This window comes from Bradyrhizobium sp. JHI2711 (assembly GCF_056156565.1).
Genome location: NZ_JBPZPT010000010.1, coordinates 19,176 through 42,271, shown reverse-complemented (window position 1 = coordinate 42,271; position 23,096 = coordinate 19,176). Strand labels below are relative to the sequence as shown.

21 protein-coding genes are annotated in these 23,096 nt (G+C 59.4%); all 21 read right to left on the bottom strand.

Annotation, left to right across the window (positions count from 1 at the left end):
• Positions 1 to 9: 9 nt before the first annotated feature.
• On the bottom strand, positions 10 to 1,656 hold the full coding sequence (gene nifE / locus ACTEK7_RS35385; protein ID WP_225129588.1) for a nitrogenase iron-molybdenum cofactor biosynthesis protein NifE: 1,647 nt from the start codon (positions 1,654 to 1,656) through the stop codon (positions 10 to 12).
• A gap of 95 nt (positions 1,657 to 1,751) precedes the next feature.
• Entirely contained in the window at positions 1,752 to 3,308 is a 1,557-nt protein-coding gene (gene nifK, locus ACTEK7_RS35380) for a nitrogenase molybdenum-iron protein subunit beta (protein WP_225129590.1), read from the bottom strand.
• Positions 3,309 to 3,374: 66 nt separating this feature from the next.
• Complete coding sequence (nifD, locus tag ACTEK7_RS35375; RefSeq protein WP_225129591.1) at positions 3,375 to 4,877, bottom strand: nitrogenase molybdenum-iron protein alpha chain; 1,503 nt, start codon at positions 4,875 to 4,877, stop codon at positions 3,375 to 3,377.
• Between the two features lie 465 nt (positions 4,878 to 5,342).
• Entirely contained in the window at positions 5,343 to 6,590 is a 1,248-nt protein-coding gene (locus ACTEK7_RS35370; protein ID WP_225129593.1) for a cysteine desulfurase, read from the bottom strand.
• Positions 6,587 to 7,909 carry a Fe-S cluster assembly protein SufD gene (sufD, locus tag ACTEK7_RS35365; protein WP_225129595.1) on the bottom strand — a complete coding sequence of 441 codons (1,323 nt, stop codon included), beginning with the start codon at positions 7,907 to 7,909 and terminating at the stop codon, positions 6,587 to 6,589. The genes ACTEK7_RS35370 and sufD overlap by 4 nt, the downstream gene beginning before the upstream one ends.
• Positions 7,910 to 7,928: 19 nt before the next feature.
• Positions 7,929 to 8,681 (bottom strand): Fe-S cluster assembly ATPase SufC, encoded by a 753-nt coding sequence (sufC, locus tag ACTEK7_RS35360; protein ID WP_225129597.1) that lies wholly within the window; start codon positions 8,679 to 8,681, stop codon positions 7,929 to 7,931.
• 65 nt (positions 8,682 to 8,746) lie between these two features.
• Positions 8,747 to 10,243 (bottom strand): Fe-S cluster assembly protein SufB, encoded by a 1,497-nt coding sequence (sufB, locus tag ACTEK7_RS35355; RefSeq protein WP_225129599.1) that lies wholly within the window; start codon positions 10,241 to 10,243, stop codon positions 8,747 to 8,749.
• 194 nt (positions 10,244 to 10,437) lie between these two features.
• Positions 10,438 to 10,632, bottom strand: coding sequence for a 4Fe-4S dicluster domain-containing protein (locus tag ACTEK7_RS35350; protein WP_225129601.1), 195 nt, complete (start codon positions 10,630 to 10,632; stop codon positions 10,438 to 10,440).
• Between the two features lie 706 nt (positions 10,633 to 11,338).
• Positions 11,339 to 12,451: an alanine dehydrogenase gene (gene ald, locus ACTEK7_RS35345; RefSeq protein ID WP_225129650.1), complete on the bottom strand. Its 1,113-nt coding sequence runs from the start codon at positions 12,449 to 12,451 to the stop codon at positions 11,339 to 11,341.
• A 392-nt stretch (positions 12,452 to 12,843) separates the two neighbouring features.
• Positions 12,844 to 13,890: a hydrogenase expression/formation protein HypE gene (hypE, locus tag ACTEK7_RS35340; protein WP_225129602.1), complete on the bottom strand. Its 1,047-nt coding sequence runs from the start codon at positions 13,888 to 13,890 to the stop codon at positions 12,844 to 12,846.
• Positions 13,887 to 15,029 carry a hydrogenase formation protein HypD gene (gene hypD / locus ACTEK7_RS35335; RefSeq protein WP_225129604.1) on the bottom strand — a complete coding sequence of 381 codons (1,143 nt, stop codon included), beginning with the start codon at positions 15,027 to 15,029 and terminating at the stop codon, positions 13,887 to 13,889. Before hypD ends, hypE begins: the two co-directional genes overlap by 4 nt.
• Complete coding sequence (locus ACTEK7_RS35330; RefSeq protein WP_306469171.1) at positions 15,026 to 15,211, bottom strand: HypC/HybG/HupF family hydrogenase formation chaperone; 186 nt, start codon at positions 15,209 to 15,211, stop codon at positions 15,026 to 15,028. The genes hypD and ACTEK7_RS35330 overlap by 4 nt, the downstream gene beginning before the upstream one ends.
• A 49-nt stretch (positions 15,212 to 15,260) precedes the next feature.
• On the bottom strand, positions 15,261 to 17,516 hold the full coding sequence (gene hypF, locus ACTEK7_RS35325) for a carbamoyltransferase HypF (protein WP_225129607.1): 2,256 nt from the start codon (positions 17,514 to 17,516) through the stop codon (positions 15,261 to 15,263).
• Positions 17,517 to 17,529: 13 nt separating this feature from the next.
• Positions 17,530 to 18,468, bottom strand: coding sequence for a hydrogenase nickel incorporation protein HypB (gene hypB / locus ACTEK7_RS35320; protein WP_225140385.1), 939 nt, complete (start codon positions 18,466 to 18,468; stop codon positions 17,530 to 17,532).
• Entirely contained in the window at positions 18,468 to 18,809 is a 342-nt protein-coding gene (gene hypA, locus ACTEK7_RS35315; RefSeq protein ID WP_225129612.1) for a hydrogenase maturation nickel metallochaperone HypA, read from the bottom strand. The genes hypB and hypA overlap by 1 nt, the downstream gene beginning before the upstream one ends.
• Positions 18,802 to 19,896, bottom strand: a complete 1,095-nt coding sequence (locus ACTEK7_RS35310; protein WP_225129614.1) for a hypothetical protein — start codon at positions 19,894 to 19,896, stop codon at positions 18,802 to 18,804. Before ACTEK7_RS35310 ends, hypA begins: the two co-directional genes overlap by 8 nt.
• Positions 19,897 to 19,996: 100 nt before the next feature.
• Positions 19,997 to 20,851: a hydrogenase expression/formation protein gene (locus ACTEK7_RS35305; RefSeq protein WP_225129652.1), complete on the bottom strand. Its 855-nt coding sequence runs from the start codon at positions 20,849 to 20,851 to the stop codon at positions 19,997 to 19,999.
• The gene (locus ACTEK7_RS35300; protein WP_225129616.1) at positions 20,851 to 21,183 is read right to left on the bottom strand and encodes a hypothetical protein; all 333 of its coding nucleotides are present in this window, start codon (positions 21,181 to 21,183) and stop codon (positions 20,851 to 20,853) included. Before ACTEK7_RS35300 ends, ACTEK7_RS35305 begins: the two co-directional genes overlap by 1 nt.
• A gap of 301 nt (positions 21,184 to 21,484) precedes the next feature.
• The gene (locus ACTEK7_RS35295; protein ID WP_225129618.1) at positions 21,485 to 21,775 is read right to left on the bottom strand and encodes a HypC/HybG/HupF family hydrogenase formation chaperone; all 291 of its coding nucleotides are present in this window, start codon (positions 21,773 to 21,775) and stop codon (positions 21,485 to 21,487) included.
• A 16-nt stretch (positions 21,776 to 21,791) separates the two neighbouring features.
• Complete coding sequence (locus tag ACTEK7_RS35290) at positions 21,792 to 22,376, bottom strand: HyaD/HybD family hydrogenase maturation endopeptidase (protein WP_225129620.1); 585 nt, start codon at positions 22,374 to 22,376, stop codon at positions 21,792 to 21,794.
• Between the two features lie 11 nt (positions 22,377 to 22,387).
• Positions 22,388 to 23,092 carry a Ni/Fe-hydrogenase, b-type cytochrome subunit gene (gene cybH, locus ACTEK7_RS35285; protein ID WP_225140454.1) on the bottom strand — a complete coding sequence of 235 codons (705 nt, stop codon included), beginning with the start codon at positions 23,090 to 23,092 and terminating at the stop codon, positions 22,388 to 22,390.
• Positions 23,093 to 23,096: the final 4 nt, after the last annotated feature.

Below are 23,096 nucleotides of genomic sequence, written 5' to 3'. Positions count from 1 at the left end.
GACGCCTCGCTATTCTGCGGCCTGTCGCATGGCAGATGGTTCGGACACCAAGATATCTTCGATGCGTCTTTGGCAGCAGCCACCGACCGCATTGGTATGCTCTCTGACCGCTGCGACGCTCTTCAGGCCGTGCGCATAGATTGCATCCTCAATCGTGCCCAAATCGACTCTGTTACACACGCAGATCTTCCTCGCGCGGCGCGCGGTTTCGGCGAGCGCCGGATCGCGGGCGATCGCGGCCATCGGCGATTGTATCTGCACCATCGCCTTGGCCAATGCTTCCCATGGTGCCGGTCGACGTAGCTGCTCCCACATCGGACTGGAGAGCGAATTATCGATCTCCTCCACCAGCTTGACCATTCCGACATAGCCCATATAGGCGTGGCAACGCTCCTGGTTGATATCGAGCCAGGGCATCGCCGCTTTCAGCGCGACGAACTGCGACTTGCCGCCCGATAGCATGATGTCCGCTTTTGCGTCCTTCAACATCTTATACATTTCGCGCGGCGTCATGTCCTCGATCATGTGGGCATCCTGCCCCATGAGCTCCTTGATGCGCTCCTTGTCCTTCCTGGTTGATTTCTTGACGCTGGTTCCGACTAATTCAAGCCCTGCTTCCTGGAGTGCCGCAACGACCGACCACGACTTGACGCCGCCGGTAATCAACAAGGCCTTCTTACCTTCGAATCGCGGCTTGTACGGCTCTATCGCAGCCCACGCCCACGCTTCCTCGCGCGCGATCACTGCTTCGGTGCGCCCGAGCAGATCTGTCGGCGCGCCGCGTTCAACCAATAAGCGGGCAAGCTGACGCAGCGATTCGCTCGAATCTTGAATACCGTAGAACGACCCCTCGAAGAACGGGATCCCGTAGCGTTGCTCCATCTTGCGTGCGACGTTGATCATGGACTTTGAGCACACCAACATCGCCGCCCGCGCGCGATGAGATGACGCGACTTCGCGATATTTGCCATCCCCGGAGATGCAGGAGAGAATCCGTACTCCAAGCTCGTCTAGCAATGGCTTCACTTGCCAGAGCTCTCCCGAAAGGTTGTATTCCCCGATCAGGTTGATGTCATACGGCGTGGTATAGTCCGGTTCTTGCGTCCCGATCACATACTCGAGCAAGGCCTCGCCGGCGAGCTTGTTACCGAGGTTCTTCGAGCCGACGAAGCCCGGCGAATTGATCGGGATCACCGGCTTTGCGAACCTTTGAGATGCTGCCTTACAGACTGCGTTGATGTCGTCGCCGATCATCGCCGGAATACAGGTTTGATAGACGAAGATGGCGGGCGGGTCGCACTTCTCGATGATCTCCTTGATCGCTTTGCAGAGCCGCTTCTCGCCTCCGAATACAATATCGGTTTCGCTCAAATCGGTTGTGAATGCAGTGCGCCACAGATTCGCGCCGGACGACGCCGCGCCGCGATTGTCCCAGGAATTTCCTTCGCACGCGATCGGACCATGCACCAAGTGAGCGACGTCGGTGAACGGCTGCAACGCAATCTTGGCGCCATCGAAAGCGCAGCCGCCGGCAGCGCTACCCGGCTGCAGCTGTTTGGTGCAGCCGTTCTTGCGTTCAGCCTCCGACTTACTGCCGTTCTTGGCGCAGCCCGGCTCGTCGAAAATATTCTGGAGCGTGGCCGCTAGTGAATTCATCCTTTTTCCTCTCAGCGCAAACTAATTGCGTGGTCAACCCTCGTGTGCTTGTGTCATTTCAAGTGCTTTGGCGATGGCACGCGCACGGTCGCTCATCAACGAATGATATCGAAACTGTAGTCAGTTTTGCCAAGAACGTTTGTCTTCTTGTCCATCTCATCGAAGATCTTGTCCAGGATCTTCACCAGCACATTCAAGCCGCCCTGATAGCCCCACAGGGGGGAGCGGTGATGATGATGCCGATCAAAAACGGGAAAGCCGATGCGGATCAGTGGCGTTCCAGTATCGCGCTCCAGATACTTGCCATAGGTGTTGCCAATCAGAAAATCGACTGGCTCGGTGAACAGGAGTGAGCGCATGTGCCAGAGATCTCGGCCCGGATAGGCTTGGCAGCCCTGCCCAAATGGCGAGCTTGCAAGCAGCACCTGCATTTTTTCGTGCCACGCCTTGTTGCCGTTGGTGGACAGCACATGGGTCGGTTCGGCGCCGAGTTCGAGCAGAAACCCAGCCAACCCATAGCAAAGATCCGGATCGCCATAGATCGCGAACTTCTTGCCATGGATATGCGCGCTGGAGTCAGCGATCGCGTCGACCAGGCGGCCACGTTCTCGCGCGAGTTGCTCGGGAATCTCCTTGCCGCTGATGCGTGACAGCGCCAGGATAAAGTCATCCGTTGCCGATAAGCCCACGGGGTAGTTGAAGGATACGACGTCCTGTCCATGCTCAGCCACGAATGGCAGCGTTTTTTCGGTGCACCACTGCTGCATGGAGATTGTCGCCTTGGCGTGAACCGCGTTGGCCGCATCTTTCAGGGTCGTGCCTCCGTCATACATCCGGAACTCGCCGTCTGTCGGAGTATCGAAAACGTCAGAATTGTCCGCTAGAATCGTGTGCTGGATGTCCATTAACGCCAAGATGCGCTTGATCTCGCGAAGGTTTCCGACGGTATAGCCATCGAACCCACCAATGATGTTGATCGCCCCGTTCTGCTTGCGCTCCAGCTTCGGCGCTGTTCCGGCCTTACCGTCCCAAAAATGCTCCAGAATGCCCTTGAGCGCATTGTCATAACCGGTAACGTGGCTGCCGACGAACGCTGGCGTGTGGGCGAATGGCACGTCGAAGTCTGCCGGAACCGAGCCTTTTTCTTTCGACGTCTTGATGAAGGCGTTGAGGTCATCGCCGATCACCTCGGCCATGCAGGTCGTCGAGACCGCAATCATCTTGGGCTTGTACATGTTGTAGCTGTTCGCGAGCCCGTCGATCATGTTGTTCAGGCCGCCAAATACGGCAGCGTCTTCCGTCATCGACGAAGAGACGCAGGAGCTAGGCTCCTTGAAGTGCCGCGACAGATGGCTGCGGTAGTAAGCCACGCAACCTTGAGAGCCGTGGACGAAGGGCAGCGTGCCCTCAAAGCCAACAGAGGCGAATACGGCGCCAAGCGGCTGGCATGCCTTGGCCGGATTTACCGCTAGCGCCTCCCGCGCAAAGTTCTTCTCGCGATATTCGGCCGTTTTTGTCCATTCCTTGATACGCTCGACCTCGGCGGGATCGCGAGGATTCTCGAATATCTTCTTCTTAGCCAGCATCTGCTGGTATTCTGGACCGCGGAACAGCTCGAGATGATCGAGCACGTGTTCGGCACTCTGCGCCATTGTTGAAATCCTTCACTATCGAGGTTGGTGTCGCCCCGGCTTTCCCAAAGAGCGAGATAAGTTGATTTATTCAGCAGCCAGGAGCTTCGCCCTCGAAGCTTGATTCCAGGGGGCCTTCGTTTTCTTCCAGACCGGCGAGTTGATCGCCATGTCCATGTCGCGCGCAAAGATCGCAAAGCCGTCATAGCCGTGATATGGGCCCGAATAGTCCCAGGAGTGCATCTGCCGGAACGGCACACCCATCTTTTGGAAAATGTACTTTTCCTTGATACCCGAGCCGACGAGGTCAGGCTGGAGCTTTTCGACGAAGCGCTCGAACTCATAGCCATTGACGTCATCGTAGATGAGCGTGCTGTCCTTTACGTAATGCTGAGCTGTGCGCTGATAGTCGTCGTTGTGACCGAACTCGTATCCGGTGCCAATGACTTCCATCCCGAGGTCCTCGTATGCACCAATCACATGACGCGGACGGAGCCCGCCGACGTACAGCATCACCGTCTTGCCCTCCAGGCGCGGGCGATATTTTGCGATCACAGCGTTCACCAGCGGCTGGTACTTTTCAATCACCCGCTCGGCGCCTTCCTTAATCTTGTCGTCGAAATAGCCCGCAATCTTGCGCAGAGACTCTGCGATCTTTGAAGGTCCGAAGAAGTTATACTCGCACCAAGGGATACCGAACTTCTCTTCCATGTGGCGTGAGATGTAGTTCATGGAACGGTAGCAATGCAGAATGTTGAGCTTTGCTTTCGGGGTTGCCTCGAGCTCAGCCAGAGAACCGTCGCCGGACCACTGCGCGATCACCCGCAGGCCCATCTCCTCCAGCAGAATTCGTGATGACCAGGCGTCGCCGCCGATATTGTAGTCTCCGATGATCGCAACATCGTACGGCGTCGGCTCAAACTTTGGTTTGCCATCCGGCTCGAGCTGGTCGAAAATCCAATCGCGCACCGCGTCGTTGGCAATGTGGTGGCCTAGTGACTGCGACACACCCCGAAAGCCCTCACAACGGACCGGCACGATGGTCTTGCCGCCATATTCCTTGGATTTCGCTCTTGACACGGCCTCGATGTCGTCACCGATCAATCCGATCGGGCATTCCGATTGGATCGTGATGCCGTTGTTGAGTGGAAACAGCTCCTGGATTTCGTCAAGAATTTTGACCAGCTTTTTGTCGCCACCGAATACGATATCCTTTTCCTGGAAGTCGGAGGTGAACTGCAGGGTCACGAAGCTATCGATGCCCGTCGTGCCAACGTAATAGTTGCGTCGCGAGCCCCACGAATACTGACCGCAGCCGACCGGGCCATGGCTGATATGAACCATATCCTTGATCGGTCCCCAGACCACCCCCTTTGACCCTGCATAGGCGCAGCCTCTGATCGTCATCACGCCGGGTATGGATTTGATGTTGGACTTCACCCCGCAGTCTGATTTGCCGGCTTGGTGAACGTTGAGGTGCTTGGCACGCCGTTTCGCGGTTTTCTCCGGATAGACCTTCAGCACCTCCTCGATCAGCTCTTTGTTGCGAGCCCTGATTTCTGCGATGCTCTGGGTCGTGGCGAGACTCATCTGATGTCCTTCAAAGGTTAGCTGTTGCGAGGGCGGCTTCTTGCCAAGACTTCTGCAACCAGCATGCCAGCATCTCGTGAGCACAAAAAACAGAGCAATCAAAATCGCTTAGCGCGCCTCGTGCGGTGATAGGGGGTGTTGTTGCGAACCCGACATCACGCTTTGGGCAGAGAACTCTTGGCTTGGCCCTGTTCGAAATGGAACAAGGGCTGGTTATGGGTGAAATTGCCCGCCCAATACTCGAGCGTGTCCGCGATCGCAATACTCTGCAATCGGCGCTCGCCGAAAGCGGCCGAACAGGAAGACCGGCTGCAAGGCCGAGTGGCCTACACAGGCTCGCCAATGCTATCTATGCCTGCTGAGATCTACAGGTGCTTACGTGCTACGATGACGATGAGGTGCATGACCTCATGCTCCAGATCTCAATGCGAGCTGCCTCGCCACCCGGCGTCGTAGGCTCGCCGATCACGATAACAGCTGCCGCGCCTTGATAAGCGCACGCACGAGCACATCAATCTCTTCACGTGTATTGTAAAGTCCGAGTGACGCACGGCACGTCGCCAGCACGCCGAAGCGCTTGAGCAGCGGCATCGCACAATGGGCCCCCGCCCGCATCGCTACACCAGCGCGGTCGACGACGGTAGCAATATCATGGGCATGCGTACCCTTCATATCAAAGGAAATGATCGGCCCCTTCTCGGCCGGGGTCCCGATCATGCGCACGAAGTTGATGTCCGTCAGCCTCTCCTGCGCGTAAGCGAGCAGTGCGCGCTCGTGCCTGCGGATTTGCACCTTGCCTATTGAGTTGATGTAATCGATAGCCGCCCCTAAACCGATGGCTTCGACGATCGGCGGCGTACCCGCTTCGAAGCGATGTGGCGGATCACCATAAATGACGCCGGAACGCGAGACGTCGCGGATCATCTCCCCGCCGCCATTGAAGGGCGGCATCCATGCCAGATGCTCAGACTTGCCGTAAAGCACACCGATCCCCGTCGGACCATAGAGCTTGTGGCCCGTCATGACGTAGAAATCGCAATCAATGTCGCAGACGTCGGCGCTCAGATGGACGCATCCTTGCGAGCCGTCGACCAGCACCGGGATACCACGAGCATGCCCGATCCTCACCACGTCTTTCACCGGCAACACCGTGCCGAGCACGTTCGACATTTGTGTGATTGCAACCATCTTGGTGCGCGGGGTCAGCAGTCGCTCAAAATCATCGAGCAAAAAGTTTCCGTCATCATCCACTGGGGCCCATTTGATCACTGCACCGAGTCGTTCCCTGAGAAGGTGCCATGGCACAATGTTGGAGTGGTGTTCCATAATCGAGAGAACGATCTCATCACCCGCGCTAATGCGTTCACGGCCAAACGTCTGCGCCACCAGATTGATTGCCTCCGTGGCGCTCCGGGTGAAGATGATCTCTTCGTTTAAATGCGCGTTCACAAACCGCGCCACCTTGGCACGGGCGTCTTCATACGCCTCCGTCGCCGCGTTAGCGAGGTAGTGCAAGCCGCGATGAACGTTGGCATATTCGCTGGAGTACACCTGCGTCATACGGTCAAGCACCGCGTTGGGCTTTTGCGCGGATGCAGCGTTATCGAGGTAAACAAGCGGCTTGCCGTACACCGTCATGGCGAGCGCAGGAAAGTCTGTACGCAGACGGTTGACCTCGTAAATGCCATTGCTCACGGCGGTATGTGCGCTCATCGCCCCGCCTTTAGCCAGTGTTCAGCTTGCGCCGTCACAAAATCGCGCAGATTCTCGGAAGTGATCTCCTCAATCGACTCGCCAACGAACGCTTTAATCAGCAACATCTGCGCATCCTTCTCTGATAGCCCCCGGGCGCGCAGATAGAACACGAGAGTGTCGTCCAGCGCACCCGATGTCGCTCCGTGGCCGCAGGTCACGTCGTCGGCCAAGATTTCGAGTTCCGGCTTGTTGTCGACCTCGGCCTGGTCGGATAGGAGCAACGCTCGCGTCGTCAGGGTGGCGTCCGTTTTCCGGGCGGCGGGACGAACGATAATTCGGCCCTGAAACACCGAGCGACCGCAATCGTCTACGACCGCGCGGAACTTCTCCCGACTGGTGCAATGTGGCATGGCGTGGTCGACCACGACCGTTGTGTCCGCGTGGAGCTTGTCCCTGATGAGATTAACCCCATTCGCCGAGAGCTTGGTTCCCTCGCCGGCCAGCGTGATGAATCCCTGATAGCGGCTGATGGAGCCGCTGCAGGTCATGCTGAAGAGGTCGAGCTTAGCCCTGGCGCCGACTGCGATGATCGCCGACGAGATGTTCACGGCGTCAGAGGCAGCAGCTGCCACGCGGATATACGAAAGGCTCGCCTCGTCACCAACCAGGGCGATTATCGCATCGTTGGCTTGATAGCCACTCGCGCGTTCAGCCGGGACGAAACTTTCTACGATGGCCGCATGCGCTCCTTTACCGAGTTGCAGATAGCAACGTGTAAAGGTGGACACCGACAGTCCGGTTGCGACGTGAACGATTTGAATTGGACGCTCCACCGCATTGCCGTCGGCGACCGTAATCACCAAGCCATCTGTCGCCATTGCGGCGTTGAGCGCGATCGCCGAGTCGCTCGTCGTCGACAGCACCAGACCGGCCATGCCCCCAGTAGCCGAGTTCTCCAGAACCTCTCGCAGCGACCGCACAACGACTTCGTTTTCCAGCCTGCCGAGATCGGATAGCTCCGGCGCGAATATGCCATCCACCAAAACCAGTTTGACCGCCTGATCGGCAGCCACTTGCTTGACCGAGACCTTTGCGCGCACCAGCGCCTCCGCATCCGGCCGCGGAGCGAGTGGCAGCACCTCGCTGATCAGGGCGCGCAGATCTGTGTATTTCCAATCCTCCATGCGCCGATGCGGGAGGCCGGTACGCTCGTAGACCTCGAATGCTCTCGCCCGTATTTGGGGGACAGGGCCTGCACCAGGCAGCCGTCCACGCGCCGCAGCGAAAACATTGCCCATTGCGCGTTCGGCGTCGGCTTTGACCAAAACCTGCTTCATCGGGAAGTCCCTAGAGCCGTCAGGCCGCGTCTTCGAATTGGGCGTAGCCACAAGCCTCGAGCTCCAGCGCGAGTTCCTTGCCGCCACTCTTCATGACCCGCCCTTTCGACATCACGTGCACAATGTCCGGCACGATATGCTCGAGAAGCCGCCGATAATGAGTGATCACGATCATCGCTCGTTCCGGCGAACGTAAGGCGTTGATGCCACTGGCGACGATACGCAGCGCGTCGATATCGAGGCCGGAATCGATCTCGTCAAGGATGCACAGGCTCGGCTCGAACAACGCCATCTGCAAAATTTCGTTGCGCTTCTTCTCGCCGCCGGAGAAGCCGACATTGACGCCGCGCTTGATCATGTCCCGGGGAATGTTGAGCGAACCGGCCACCTCGCGGACTCTTTTCAGAAATTCGGGGGTGGAGAATTCCTGTTGGTCGCGCGCCTTGCGCTGGGCGTTCAGTGCCGCGCGCAGGAAGTTCATGGTGGTCACGCCGGGGATCTCGACTGGATACTGGAATGCTAGGAACACGCCCTTGGCGGCGCGTTCATTTGGCTCCATCCGCAAGAGGTTCTCGCCCCTGAACAAGATTTGTCCGCCGGTGATCTCATAGCCCGGCTTGCCGGCGATGACGTGCGAGAGCGTCGATTTGCCGGAGCCGTTCGGCCCCATGATCGCGTGCACTTCACCGGCATGGACGCTAAGATGCAGCCCGCGAATGATTTCGCGGTCTTCGACACCAAGATGCAAATCTCGGATTTCGAGTAGCGCCATTCTGATCTGCCCCCTGAAATGCGTCGTCTGGCGAGCCGCATTCGAGGGGCTCGCGGGAGGTTTCGTTATCCAACGGATCCGTCGAGCGAGATCGAGATTAGCTTCTGCGCCTCCACTGCGAACTCCATGGGCAGTCTTTGCAGAACTTGCTTGACGAAGCCGTTGACGACGAGGCCCACCGCTTCTTCCTGGCTGAGCCCGCGCTGGATGCAGTAGAACAGCACGTCCTCGGAGATCTTCGAGGTCGTTGCCTCGTGCTCGAAGGTTGCCGAGGAGTTCTTGGCCTCGATGTACGGCACGGTGTGCGCGCCGCATTTGTCGCCGATCAGCAGCGAGTCGCAGGCCGTGAAGTTGCGCGCCCCGGTCGCCTTGCGATGCGCGGTGACGAGACCGCGATAGGTGTTCTGCGACTTGCCGGCGGCGATGCCCTTGGAGATGATCCGGCTCGACGTGTTCTTGCCGAGATGGATCATCTTGGTGCCCGAATCGACCTGCTGGAAGCCGTTCGAGATCGCGATCGAATAGAACTCGCCGCGGGAATTGTCGCCGCGCAGGATGCAGCTCGGATATTTCCAGGTGATGGCGGAGCCGGTCTCGACCTGGGTCCAGGAGATCTTGGAGTGGTTGCCGCGGCAGTCGCCCCGCTTGGTGACGAAATTGTAGATGCCGCCCTTGCCTTCCGAATTGCCGGGGTACCAGTTCTGCACCGTCGAATATTTGATCTCGGCATCGTCAAGCGCGACGAGCTCGACCACGGCGGCATGCAGCTGGTTCTCGTCGCGCTGCGGCGCGGTGCAGCCTTCGAGATAGGAGACGTAGGAGCCCTTGTCGGCGATGATCAGCGTGCGCTCGAACTGGCCGGTGTTGCGCTCGTTGATGCGGAAATAGGTCGACAGCTCCATCGGGCAGCGCACGCCCGGCGGCACATAGACGAATGAGCCGTCCGAGAACACCGCCGAGTTCAGCGTCGCATAGAAATTGTCCGAGGTCGGAACCACCGAGCCGAGATATTTCTGCACCAATTCAGAGTGCTCGCGGATCGCCTCCGAGATCGGCATGAAGATCACGCCGGCCTTCTTCAGCTCCGCCTTGAACGTGGTGGCAACCGAGACCGAATCGAACACCGCATCGACCGCGATCTTGCGCCGGGCCGGATCTTCCTCGCCGACCTTCGGCTCGACGCCTTCGAGCATGGCGACTTCCCGCAAGGGGATGCCGAGCTTCTCGTAGGTTTTCAGGATCTCCGGATCGATCTCGTCCAAAGACGAGACCGTCTTCTTCGGCTTCGGCGCCGCGTAATAATAGAGATCCTGGAAGTCGATCTTGGGATAGTCGACGCGGGCCCAGGTCGGCTCCTGCATGGTCAGCCAGCGCCGATAGGCCTCCAGCCGCCACTGGAGCATCCAGGCGGATTCGTTCTTTTTCTGTGAGATGAATTTTACGATCTCTTCCGACAGCCCCTTGGGAGCCTTCTCGGTGTCGATCAGGGTCTCAAACCCATAACGATACTGGTCGACGTCGATGCGCTTCACGCGCTCGACCGTCTCTTGTACGGCTACCATTGCCCGCTCCACTCACGCAGCGACAACTCCCGCCGGCGAGGATAGCGCCGCAATCTCTCTGAGCGGATCGTGCAAGTCGCCGCCAACTCTGGGCCAGCGAGTGAGAGAAACAGGACACGGATCCAAACGGCGGCGGCTGACGATAGCCTCTTCATCATGCTTCGCGCCGGAGCTCCTCTCATCGGCTACCCCACCTATGCCGGCACGCAGGTATCGGGCACCGGGCAAACGACCACGCATTGCGGCGCGTCAAAATGCCCCTCACATTGCGTACACTGGGTCGGATTGATCACATATATATCGTTCTTCAGGCTGATCGCGGCATTGGGACATTCGAACTCACACGCACCGCAGACGGTGCACTGGGATGCGATTATCTTGTAGGCCATCACTGCGATTCCATGAGCAAAAGTTGCGCGACAGTTTCTTGCTTTCAAGTCTTGTGCCAGACAGTTAACCTTGATTTGTCTGGGCTATTTTCGATAACGCAAGTCGCCGCCTCGACACGGTGTCGCAATTCCTACAACGCGCATGACAGCAGCTTGATCTCGATGCCGTGGTTTGCGCATGGTCGATCTCTCGGCAGTCAGCGATCAGGTGAACCGCGTTAGCCAGCCTGCGATGCATCCTAAGGTGGTCGTGCCGCGGCTATGATCGATGCGCCGCGCGACTTCACAAGGTTCTCCGCCGGTGTATCAGGTCGACCCCAAGCCCCAGTCACGGGACACCGGCGGCCTCGGCGACGGCACCGCGATAAACAGCCCGCGCAGTCATCACCGGTCCGGTCGGCGTTCCACAGCCAGCCAGAAAGGGTCGCGGCGATCGCGCCAGATAAAGTCGCCCGTGATTGCGGGTCCCCTGCGGACCCGCGGGACGCATTCTCAATTGCCTTCGATTACCTGGCAAGACCGGCATTCATATGCGCTGTATGGGCGAACGTACATTGTCTCGCATCGTGCGAGCGACTGAAGCCGGCGCTCGTCTGGTGATCCTTCACTTATGCCGACGGCGGTCAGCAGATCGATGGAGCCAAAAAAAAGCCACCCCGAGGGGTGGCCTAAGTCAGGGAGGAAACGCCCATAAGGGCCTCTGGGATCAGGCCGCAGCCTGTTCGATCGGTGAGAAGGGCAGCCCGAGGCTTTCGGCCACCGCTTTGTAAGTTAGTCGGCCCCGATGGACGTTGAGGCCCGCGCGCAAATGCGGATTTTCGAGCACGGCGGAAAAACCTTTGTTGGCCAGAGCCAAACCAAACGGCAGCGTCGCGTTATTCAGTGCCTGGCTCGAGGTCAGCGGTACAGCCCCAGGCATATTGGCCACGCAATAATGAATGACGCCATCCACTTCGTAAGTAGGATCAGCGTGGGTGGTTGGGTGCGATGTCTCAAAGCAGCCGCCCTGATCGATAGCGACATCCACGAGCACCCCCCTCTTGCGCATCGAGCTCAGCATGCTCCGGCGGACCAGCTTCGGCGCGCTCGCACCTGGAACGAGCACCGCACCAATCACCACATCCGCCGCAAATACCTCTTCCTCCACGGAGTCGATAGTCGAAAACCTGGTGCGAACGCGTCCTTCGAATAGCTCGTCCAGCTCGCGGAGCCGGCGTATCGAACGGTCGATGATGGTCACTTCTGCGCCCAGACCGACCGCCATGCGTGCCGCGTGCGTACCAACGACACCACCTCCGATCACCACGATACGGGCAGGCTGAACACCGGGCACCCCACCGATCAACAGCCCTCGTCCGCCTGCACTCCGCTTCAGGGCGCTACCCGCCGCTTCGATCGCAAGCCTACCCGCGACCTCGCTCATCGGCGCCAGCAGCGGAAGACCACCATGCGCATCAGTTACGGTCTCATAGGCGATCGCGGTGCATCCAGATTTCAGGAGGCCCTTGGCCTGATCCGGGTCGGGGGCCAGATGCAGATAAGTGAAAAGGATCTGATTTTCCCGCAGCTGACACCATTCGGACGGCTGAGGCTCCTTAACCTTTACGATCATCTCGCTCGATGCGAATACCTCAACTGCGGAAGTTAGAATCGTTGCGCCAGCATTGCGATAATCGTCGTCGGTTGCACCAATGCCAGCGCCGGCATTGGTCTCGATCATCACGCGGTGGCCCGCTGCCACGTATTCGCGGACAGCTCCCGGGGTAAGGCCGACGCGATATTCGTGCGCCTTGATTTCCTTGGGGACTCCGACCTTCATTTGAAAACTCCCTACCTGGAGCGCCTTTCTAATCGGAAGCGAGCAGGGATATTGCGACGCAGCCGTCAAAATGACGCAGAAATTCAGCGATATTTGGCAAGCTTCGCAGGATTTCAAACCCACTGGTGCCGAGCGGATCGAGTGACCATGCTCGCTGAGCTTAACCGTCGAAAATGCGTGATCGCGATGAAGTTTCGAATTGCGTTCTCGGCTCGTGAAAAAGCTAACAACCGAAATCCAGCCTCGCCGAAACTTCTTGAAGAGCCGAGTCGCAGTGTGCCGGTTGGGTAGACTTGCCCATAGAAGGGATCGTTTCCAAAGCTGATGGCGCTTGGCTAATGACCATTGATCATAAATTTGGTTTCCAAAAAACTGGACGATGCGCAACGTGTTCAACAGATCCGAGGCAATTGTTCGCCCCACAACCAATCAACGATTCGCCGGCCGCCGAAACCGGTCGCCATCTGCACAAATTTCCGATCGTCAGCCACCGCCTCGCCAATATCAGCTGCATCGGACCCGAGCGGGTGCGCCTTCATGGCTGCAAGCACGGCATCGGCCAAATCAGGCGCGACGATCGCAACGAGCTTGCCCTCATTGGCGACATGGATCGGATCGAGACCAAGGAGCTCGCAGGCAGCTGCAACCGCGGGCTTCACCGGAATGGATGTTTCCTCCAGATGGAACCCGAGGTCAGATTGATGCGCAATCTCGTTGAGGGTCGCGGCAAGCCCACCCCGCGTCGGGTCGCGCATCACCCGGATGCTGCTACCGCCGGCGGCAACCATGACCGCTACGAGATTATGCAACGCTGCGCAATCCGAGACGACCTCGGTTTGAAAAGCGACGTTCTGACGTTTTGACATGATCGCCACCCCATGATCGCCGACGCTACCGGACACCAGCACACGGTCCCCGACCCTTGCCTTGTCGGCGGAGAGATCGAGCCCATCGGCCACAATCCCGATGCCGGTCGTAGAGATGAACAAACCATCGGCCTTGCCGCGCTCGACCACCTTGGTGTCTCCGGCAATGATGTAAACGCCAGCGCCGCGCGCTGCCGCGCCCATCGAATCCGCGATCGCCTTCAGATCCGAAAACCGGAAGCCCTCCTCGATGATAAAACTGGCCGACAGATAGAGGGGACGCGCGCCGGACATCGCGACATCATTGATCGTGCCGTGCACAGCCAGTGACCCGATATTACCGCCCGGAAAGAACAGCGGGGAAACCACATAGCCGTCGGTCGTCATCACCATCCTGCCTGCCGCAACGTCAAACGCGGACTGATCATTGCAGCGGGCGAGCCATTCATTACCAAAGGCTTGGTGAAAAAGGCCGGAGATCAGCTGTGCCATGGCACGGCCCCCGGATCCATGGGAAAGATCAACGCGTCCGTTCTCGATGTCGAGCTTGCGTTGATAAGCCTTTACGCTCATGACGTCCGCCTCAACTGTTCATCGCGAACTCGGCCGTAGGCCCAATACGCCGCACAAGCGCCTTCTGATGACACCATGCAGGATCCTATGGGAGTTTCCGGCGTGCAGACGGTTCCAAACAGCTTACAGTCGACCGGCCGCTTGGCGCCACGCAAGATCGCGCAGCACTCGCATGCCGGATTGTCTGCGATACGCAGGTCGTGGATCGCAAAACGCGTCTCGGCGTCGAATTGCGCGTAAGCCTGCTTCAGCTTCAGTCCGCTGTTGGGGACGAGTCCGAGCCCTCGCCATTCAAACTGCTCGCGCAGTTCGAATATCTGCGATACCTCCTCCTTGGCGCGCCGATTGCCTTCACGCGTCACCGCACGACTGTATTGGTTCTCTACCTCGTAGCGATCTTCGTTCACCTGCCGCACCAGCATCAGGATCGCCTGCATCACATCGAGCGGTTCAAAACCCGCGATCACGATCGGCTTGCCGAATTGTTCCGCCAGAGGCTCGTAAGGCTGCGTGCCAATAATGGTGCTCACATGTGCAGGCCCGATGAAGCCGTCGATTGGAACCCCGCCGGTGTCGCGGATTTTGGGGTTCTCGAGAATGCTGTGCATCGCAGAGGGTGTAAGCACGTGATTGCAGAACACGCTGAGGCCCTTCAACCGCTTCTTCTCGGCAATCCGGATCATCACCGCCGTCGGAGGGGTAGTGGTCTCAAATCCAATGGCAAAGAAGACCACCTCGCGGCTCGGCGCCTGTTCGGCGAGCCGGATAGCGTCGAGCGTCGAGTAGACCATCCGAATGTCTGCGCCGAGCGCTTTGGCTCGCAACAGGGACTGTCCTTGCGACCCAGGCGCGCGCATCAGGTCGCCGTAGACGCACAGAGTGACCTCTGGTCGGTCGACGAGCCGGATCGCCATATCAATTCGGCTGGCGGGCAGAACGCAGACGGGACAACCGGGCCCGTGGATCATGCGAACGTTCGCGGGCAGCAGATCCTCCAGGCCGTAGCGGGAGATCGCATGAGTGTGTCCGCCGCAGAATTCCATGAACCGATAGGCTCTTTGCGAACTGACCTCGGCGCCAATCGCACGCGCAATTCCCTGCGCGATGGCCTTGTCGCGAAATTCGTCGGCATATTTCATGATCGGCGTTCTCCTGCACTGCCTAGCTCCTGCAGGAGCTCCAGCGTGCGCTTGGCTTCCGTCGGATCGATCTTGGCCAGCGCATAGCCGACATGGACAAGGACGCAATCGCCGACCTCGAGCTCGTCGATGAGAGCAATCGATATCTCCAGGCTGATGCCATCGATGGACACCGTAGCCATGTCGTTGGGATGAATTTTCGCAATCCTTGCCGGCACTGAAAGGCACATATCAGGCTGTTCCTTCCCTGGCGGACGACCGTTGAGCAATCTGCAGAGCGGCAATCCAGGCCTGGCCAAGGCTCAAACCGCCATCATTGGGCGGCACCCGCCGTGGCACGAGCGGGGTAAGGCCGGCAGCGCTGCAACCGCGCGGGATCTCATCAGCCAGCACCGCGTTCAGGAAGCAGCCGCCGCTCAGAACGACAGTATTAACGCCGGTTGTCCGCGCAGAGCGTGTGACCCAGTCAACGCAGGCGGCAGCGAAGGTGCCATGAAAAAGCCCGGCTCCGCCCACGGCGTCAATGTCATGTGCAATCAGCTGCGCAAACAGCGGACGAAGCGACAGCACGCCGCCGTCGATCGTCCAGCCGGCTTCGAGAATCGCAGTCCGCCCCACCAGCGCCTCGAGCTTCATCGCCGCTTCGCCCTCATAGCTCTGCAAACTCGCAATCCCCAGCAGCGCCGCTGCCGCGTCGAACAACCGGCCCGCACTGGTCGTGGTGGGCCCGCCCGGCTGATCGAGCAAGGCCGACACACATCCAGCCCGCCTTTGCGCCGCAAAGCGCGGCCCGATTTCATTACCCCGGCCGAGCCCGTGTAGTACTGCGCTCGCCATGCGCCAGGGCTCGCGAGCTGCACGATCTCCACCAGGCATTTGCAGCGGCGCTAAGTGCCCGATGCGTCGGCACCTCGGGCCTTCGCACAACAATAGTTCGCCACCCCAGTTGCCGCCGTCGGAACCAAAGCCATGGCCATCGAGCACCAGGGCAAGCGCAGGTCCCGCATGGCCATGCTCGGCGATCACTGCGGCAGCGTGTGCGTGGTGATGTTGGACAGCCACCAGCTCGCGGCCATTTGCTTCCGCAAACCGGGTAGAAACCATATCGGGATGCAGATCATGGGCGACGACGACAGGCTCCACGTCAAGGCTCGATGTGAGGTGTCGGATCGTCTCCTCGAACGCACGAACGCCTTCGGCCGTATCCAGATCGCCAATATGCTGAGAGACGAACGCTTGGTTGTCCCGCGTGATGGTGATGGTCGATTTCAGCGCGCCGCCGACGGCGAGCACGGGGGGCACAGACTTCGGAAGCCTGATGGGTTCGGGAACATAGCCACGGGCACGACGAATGAATTGTGGCCGGCCAGCCACCACTGACACCACGGAGTCATCAGCACGCGTCAGGATATCGCGGTCATGGGTCACGACAAGGTCGGCGATCTCATCGAGCCGCCGCAGCGCCTGCGCGTTGTCGATCAGGAGCGGTTCGCCGCCAAGATTGGCACTGGTAGCCACGATGACCGCGCCGGCCCCCGCCCATGCACCTGCCGAGCGAAGCGCATGAAAGATGAGGTGATGCAGCGGCACTATAGGCAGCATGACACCCACACGTGACAAGCCAGGAGCTATGTCGGGCGCCAGGTTGTTTCGCGAAGGCAGAAGGACGATGGGACGTGCTACGGATTCGAGCAGCGCAAGCTCGGGCACGTTCGCCTCCGCGATCTCGCTGACGCGCTCTATCGAATCGACCATAACCGCGAACGGCTTCTGAAGGCGCTGCTTTCTCCTGCGCAAACGCTGCACCGCGTCCTGGTTACGCGCATCGCAAAGCAGCTGGTATCCGCCCAGCCCCTTTATCGCCACGATTTGTCCACCCGCGATTGCCGCGACAATGGCGCTGATCTCATGGCTGAGCCGAGGACCGCATGTCGGACACGCGATCGCCTCCGCATGAAACCTGCGGCTCTCCGGATCGCCATATTCGGCCGCGCAGGCTGCGCACAGCCTAAAAACCCTCATGACGGTGTTGCGGCGATCGTAGGGAAGCCGTTCGGCGATGGTGTAGCGTGGGCCGCAATGGCAGCAACTGATGAAGGGGTAAAGGTAATGCCGATTTTCTGGATCGAACAGCTCACTGAGACATTGCTGGCAGACCGCAGCATCAGCGACGATCTGCGTTGACAATTTGCCGCCTTCGCTCGTGCCGATCGAAAAGTCTTTCGCCGCGAGCGCCGCAGTCTCCCGAACGCAGATGTGGTCGATGCGTGCCAATGGCGGCGCCTCGAGCGGCAACGTGGCGATAAACTCCGAGGCCCGATGCCCCTCGACCTCGATCGTAACACCGTCGGGGCCATTGATGACAAATCCCGCCAATCCGTACCGCATAGCGAGTCCATAGACGTAAGGACGAAAGCCGACCCCTTGTACGGCCCCACTCACGCGCACGCGTAGCCGTGTTCGGTCGCAGGAGGTTGCGGCGTTCATCGCCTTGTGTCCTCTACGATGGGCCTCTGGGCCTCGCCTGTCTATCGATCCAGGCGTAGAGCGCGCCAAACCCCTCGCCGGTACGAGCCGAAACTACAAGCACGTCAATCTTCGGATTGACGCGTCTGGCGTATTCGATCGTCTTACCCAAATCGAAATCGAGCAGCGGGGCTAGATCAATCTTGTTGATCACCATGAGCGAAGAAGCGGCAAACATATCAGGATATTTGAGCGGCTTGTCTTCACCTTCGGTAATCGACAAGACTACGATCTTGCAGGCCTCACCAAGATCGAAGGCTGCGGGACAGATCAGATTACCGACGTTCTCGATGAAGAGAATACCGCCAATCAGCAGCGGCAAGCGCCGATGAGCCTCGCCAATCATTGCAGCATCGAGATGGCAACCCTTGCCGGTGTTGACTTGAACGGACGGCACGCCGGCGGCCCGAATGCGTTCGGCATCGTTCGAGGTCTGCTGGTCGCCTTCGATGACCCCGACCGGACGGCTGCGCTTGAGCTCGGACACGGCGCGGACAAGCAGGGTCGTTTTACCTGCACCAGGACTAGACAGAAGATTAAATACAAGCAGGTCATCAGCTACGAAGAGCGCGCGGTTGTCCGCCGCAATCCGATTATTCTTGCCAAGAATGTCGCGCTCGATCTGAATGACCCGCTCTCTGCTCATGCCCGCAGCCTTCAAGCCAGCCGGCCCGGCGCCGCCGCTCAGCAGCGCCTGCCCGCCATGAGCCTGGTGATGGGCAAAGCGATGATCGTGACTATGACTGTCGCGAACATGGTATGAACGTTGCAGGCCTTGGTCGCCATGCGGATGGTAACCGCGATCGAAATCGTCCTGCATATCAACATAGTAACGCGCGTGGCTCTCCGCGTCATGCGCCTTGGCGCGTTCGGTCGACGGCGTCCCGTCGGTGCAGCCGCAAACGGTACACATCAATCGATCTCCAGCTCTTTCACGCGCATCTGTTCGCCCGCGGTTACCTGCAACTGATAGCTGCCGCAGCGAGGACAGCACTCACCGCGCCGTGCAATTTCAACGCTTTTCGAACAGCTCATGCACCAGACAATGCCTGGCCGTTCGACGATATTAAGGACCGCGCCCTCGGCAACGGTCCGCGTTGCAACGACAGCAAAGCAGAACCTGATCGCTTCAGGCGCAGCATGGCCCAGCGCTCCCATCTCTAGACAGACGCTCCGTACGCGCGAAAACGATCGGTGACGTGCCTCCTCCTCGATGATTTGAATGATGCCAAGACAAATCGCCATTTCATGCATCGCCAATTTCGCGAAAATTGAGGGTGAATCCGACGCACGGATCGAGCGATGCAATCACTGCATGGACTGCATCCCGACGCCGTCTAGCCGTCAGCACCGCGCCCTGCAGGCTGCGGACAAGCGGTCCGCGGCGGTGGAAATTCCACTCCGTCGGCGCAAGGAATTCGAAGCGGGATATCCGGCCCTGAGGATCAAGCTCAACCGCTTGGTAGAGACGCCCCCTGGCGCATTCGACCGCGGCCGCTGCACGGCCGGGCCCTAGCCTATATCTTTCGATAATCCCATGCTCCGCCGACTCAATCTGAGCACCGGCCTTGAGCCAGGCGCATAGCCGGAGGATTTCAGCAATTCTGGCCCTCAGCCGCTCGGCCGCTCCGGAGGGGCTCGGCGAGAGTTGATCACGCGCCATTTGGCGCGCCCATGGACCCGTCTCGGGCGCATGTCCGTCAAGATCGGGACAATGGCAAAATGTAGCGTCATCCACGAGCAGCCGTTTAATGATGTTGCGGTCGTCAGCAACGGACAGGAACGAGTGCTCCGCCGGAATTGACTTCAGGTCGATCTCATCAAGCGCTGCAATGCGAAGCGCCAATGGGCTACCGGATGTCAGCGCGCCACCCTCATTCGGTATGCCGAGCGCGGCCAGCGCAGCCACAATCCGCACCGTTGCTTCGCATTGAGTGGAGCCCCAGGGTGGCTGGGTGGTGCCGACAAGCGCTGAGATTTCCCGCATCACGGAGCGGACTGCCGCCGCACTGATGACGTCTTGCGCAAGATGTCCGACAAAGAGGCCCCTTAGCAAGTCCGCGATGCGCTCGGTAACGATAAGCGCAATACGATGCTGTTTTGTTGTGCGTGTGATCACTTCGTCGCGCGCCGTCTCGATCGCGGACAGCAGTGCGGTTTGCTGCGCAGCGGCACACAATGCGAAGAGCCGCGGCAGCACCTTAAGCAGCGACGAAGCTTGTTTGCCAGCGAACAGCTGCCCCAGCGGCGGCCGGACTCGCGGCAGGATCTCGACCGCGGCGACTACGTCGGCAGCAAGCGATACGGTGACATCGATCTTGTTGTGGGCAGCAAGGCTCATGCGCACCGCTCCGCAAACATCCTGCGCAAGGTATGCCGGCGGTCGCTGCGCACGCGCCGTCTACGGGATCCCCCCGGACGCCGAACGTTCTCCAAGCTCTTCATGTGACGTACGCCTTAATAATTTCCTGCATGCGTTCGGCAGAGTCCTGGAAATCCTCGTCGGCAGCCAACGCAACAATCGGCACGCCGCCGACCTCCAGCGTATCAAGGATGATGTTGTCCGTAGAATTGAAGAACTGCACCGACCAGACATTCCTGATCCCGGTCGCCTGCACTCGGCACGTTCCGTAACCGCGGAAGATGAGCTGGACCGGGCCATTGCCCAGGCTGAGCTGCAGGAATGCCAGATCGATAACGCTCATCGGCAGCAACGTGAGATTGATGACGTGAGCGCGCATGCCAAACCGCCAGACGCGCGACCGCTCGCGTATTTCCGCGAGCAAAGGTTGCACGTTCATCGCGCCGTCCGGCGCCGCGCGGATCACAATATCGGCGGACGTCAGGTCACTTGCGGCGCGCCGGACAATTTGCGGAATCGCTCCGACCTCGACATATTCGTGCGCCGGATCGGTCCCGATGCGCACGCGCCAGATTCCCGCAAGCACGGACTCCCGGATTTGCGCCAAAGTGCCATCTGGCAGCGCAACCACGCCAGCAATCTCACCTTCTCCGAGCACTTCGCCAATCAGCTTGCGCTCGGGATCGCTGAGATTCGCGAGTCCGTACTGTTGCGTCCGAGCGCCCCTTCTCTGGCTGGCAACGGCAGCAGCGGCATTCGATAAGAGCGCGGTGGCATTTGGATAGTTCCTTGCAAGCCCGTCGCCATCGCGCCAACCGCTGGCGAGCGCACTCCTCGACCCGCCATGGAATACATCGAGGCTCCCAGAGCCCATGGCAAGCTTGCTCGCCACCCGCTCGTCGCCGTCCGATGCAACGCGGAGCGCTGTTTTCATCATGCGATGTTCCGTTGGCTGTCTCGAGGAGCAATGCCCTTGCCGACACAAGTGCTGCCGGCGTGTGGCCGAACGATCGGTACCGAGATACGGCTGATCCTGACCAAACGGACCGGTCTCTTGCCGATCACGCGGAGTGTATTGCGCCGACGGCGCAGGCTCGGGCTCGACGGGCCGCGCAGGCCGAGCCGGCCGACCAGTTCGCCACCAACGCCGCCCGCAGGCACTGCGCCTTGCATGCGCCGCCGAAACGAGTTGACCATTTCAGGACGGAAGTACGCGGGCTTGATGATTCGGAGCAAATATAGGAGATCGGCCGGTGACTGCGGCATCACGTCCGCCCTCACGGGAGCGTGTGCGACTAGGCACGCACCTCCGCTGACGCCCCCCACCTCGGATGGAGCGGGCCGCGAAAGACCACGCTGCGCCGGCTGCAACTTCATCACACGCCTTCTGAAAATCTTCGGTTTCTGCTAACAGGCTATTAGCAAGGTGCATGCCAATCATCGTCTGGCCGCGTCTCCCCCTCGAACCAGAGGCTCGAAGCGCCTGACATTTTCCATGCAAAGGTTACGTGCGACTGGAAGCCAATGTGTGAGCAAGCAATCGGCGCAATATCCGCAAGCGGAATCGCTAGCGTAGGTGCTCCGGCAATTGCGGCTCATGACCGATTAAGTCCGCAAAGAAGGGATCGCAGTCCTGGCCGTTGAGGCTGGCCTCAAGCCCGTCCAGTGCTTGCGAGATCAGCGTTGCTTCATTTTCATCCAAAAGCCGCACCGCGCTGTCGATATGAACGAGCACCTTTGCGCCGACCACGGCGTCCGAGAGCAGCATGACCGAGACGCGCCGCTGTTTATCGCCATACTCGCACAGCGCCGTGATGCCGTCGGTCTCGAGAATCGTCATTGGCAATCCAAGGCACATGGTCACTCGCGGGCCGCTAGATCGGCTGCGTCCTCATCTCATAATTTGCATGGTCGATATTGTTCGCCAATAGTCGTTCTGATGCAGGCAGCGGCGCGGTCCGCGGTTTTGCCGGCGAGTCCCACTGCGCCAGGAGTTTGCAAGCCAGTTCAATCGCAGGCGCAATCTGAAAGCGTACCGGGGCAGTCAGCGGACCGCCCCAATGCTCCAGGTCCAGCGGCTGACAGCCGATGAGAGCGAGCTCTCGCGGGCGGCGGCCAAGCAGGTCGGCCGCACTCAAGACCTCCTGAAAGCCGGTCTGATGCAGGCTCACCTTCTTGGCGGCGGTAAATTTTGGCACTTCGTCATCTCGCACAAGCTTCAACTGCCCGGGCAGTAATCCATAGTCGATAGCATCGAACACGATCAGGCAATCGGCCTGCTCAAGAAAACTAATGAGGTAGAGCCCCTGTGTGCCGCCATCGAGAACGGTGACGTTGTCATCGATGGCATAGCGGCGATGAAACTCCTCGACCACCCGCACGCCAAATCCCTCATCGGCCCACAAGATATTGCCGATGCCGAGCACCAGAATCCTCTTCTTGGTTTCCGGATTCAGCATCCGCCTCCCAGTCAATCGCGAGACCCGCGCTCACCCGATGGACTAGATGCTCCGGCGCGACATGAGTCTTCACGGATCACCGCGTAGATGTGGACCAGCGCAAAGGTCACGATCACCCACAGGCCGAGATGATGCCAGGTATGGACGTCCTGACTGTTCGGCCAAATTGAAAATACCCAGCTGAACAGCTTGTACTGCCAGCTGTCAGTGCCTGCACCTTGCCCATAAAGTGCAAATCCTGTGACAACCATGAACGTGATCGTCTGCGTAAACATAAAGAACATTGCGAGCTGAGCAAGACGGTTGCGCCCGACGCGCCTCTCGGGCTCAACTGTAAGGAACGCATACGAGCGAATCTCGTGGTAGACCTCGCGCCAAAAGCACCTGCGCCAGAGCGGCACCCAAAAGATCTGCATGGCATGCGCATTTCCCATTAAAGCCCAGTAGATTCGCAGAAGAAAGCCGGTACTGAGCACATATCCCGCCGAGAAATGAGCAAAGCGGATGTAGCCGAACAGGAAATTGCCGGTTGCCTCTCCCGACATCGCCGGTGTCCCGGTTCCAATGAGATAGCCGGTTAAGCTCAGCATCAGAATGGTCGCGGCATTGACCCAATGCCACAGTCGCACCGGCGCGGAGGCGATGCCACCGCCGATCCTGCCTTCAGTCGGTGCCGCATCGACGGCGGCAAGGAGCTTCCGAGCCCTGTCCGGCATGCCC

Coding starts and splice junctions, on each gene's coding strand:
- ACTEK7_RS35310 (WP_225129614.1), bottom strand. CDS start 19,896: ATGAGCCTTGCTGCCCACAACAAGATCGATGTCACCGTATCGCTTGCT.
- nifK (WP_225129590.1), bottom strand. CDS start 3,308: ATGGCGCAGAGTGCCGAACACGTGCTCGATCATCTCGAGCTGTTCCGC.
- hypE (WP_225129602.1), bottom strand. CDS start 13,890: ATGAGCGTAAAGGCTTATCAACGCAAGCTCGACATCGAGAACGGACGC.
- ACTEK7_RS35295 (WP_225129618.1), bottom strand. CDS start 21,775: ATGTGCCTTGGATTGCCAATGACGATTCTCGAGACCGACGGCATCACG.
- ACTEK7_RS35350 (WP_225129601.1), bottom strand. CDS start 10,632: ATGGCCTACAAGATAATCGCATCCCAGTGCACCGTCTGCGGTGCGTGT.
- cybH (WP_225140454.1), bottom strand. CDS start 23,092: ATGCCGGACAGGGCTCGGAAGCTCCTTGCCGCCGTCGATGCGGCACCG.
- sufC (WP_225129597.1), bottom strand. CDS start 8,681: ATGGCGCTACTCGAAATCCGAGATTTGCATCTTGGTGTCGAAGACCGC.
- ACTEK7_RS35290 (WP_225129620.1), bottom strand. CDS start 22,376: ATGCTGAATCCGGAAACCAAGAAGAGGATTCTGGTGCTCGGCATCGGC.
- ACTEK7_RS35305 (WP_225129652.1), bottom strand. CDS start 20,851: ATGAAAACAGCGCTCCGCGTTGCATCGGACGGCGACGAGCGGGTGGCG.
- hypD (WP_225129604.1), bottom strand. CDS start 15,029: ATGAAATATGCCGACGAATTTCGCGACAAGGCCATCGCGCAGGGAATT.
- nifE (WP_225129588.1), bottom strand. CDS start 1,656: ATGAATTCACTAGCGGCCACGCTCCAGAATATTTTCGACGAGCCGGGC.
- sufD (WP_225129595.1), bottom strand. CDS start 7,909: ATGAAGCAGGTTTTGGTCAAAGCCGACGCCGAACGCGCAATGGGCAAT.
- hypA (WP_225129612.1), bottom strand. CDS start 18,809: ATGCATGAAATGGCGATTTGTCTTGGCATCATTCAAATCATCGAGGAG.
- sufB (WP_225129599.1), bottom strand. CDS start 10,243: ATGGTAGCCGTACAAGAGACGGTCGAGCGCGTGAAGCGCATCGACGTC.
- ACTEK7_RS35300 (WP_225129616.1), bottom strand. CDS start 21,183: ATGCCGCAGTCACCGGCCGATCTCCTATATTTGCTCCGAATCATCAAG.
- ACTEK7_RS35370 (WP_225129593.1), bottom strand. CDS start 6,590: ATGAGCGCACATACCGCCGTGAGCAATGGCATTTACGAGGTCAACCGT.
- hypF (WP_225129607.1), bottom strand. CDS start 17,516: ATGAACGCCGCAACCTCCTGCGACCGAACACGGCTACGCGTGCGCGTG.
- ald (WP_225129650.1), bottom strand. CDS start 12,451: ATGAAGGTCGGAGTCCCCAAGGAAATCAAGGCGCACGAATATCGCGTC.
- hypB (WP_225140385.1), bottom strand. CDS start 18,468: ATGTGTACCGTTTGCGGCTGCACCGACGGGACGCCGTCGACCGAACGC.
- ACTEK7_RS35330 (WP_306469171.1), bottom strand. CDS start 15,211: ATGGCTACGGTGTCCATCGATGGCATCAGCCTGGAGATATCGATTGCT.
- nifD (WP_225129591.1), bottom strand. CDS start 4,877: ATGAGTCTCGCCACGACCCAGAGCATCGCAGAAATCAGGGCTCGCAAC.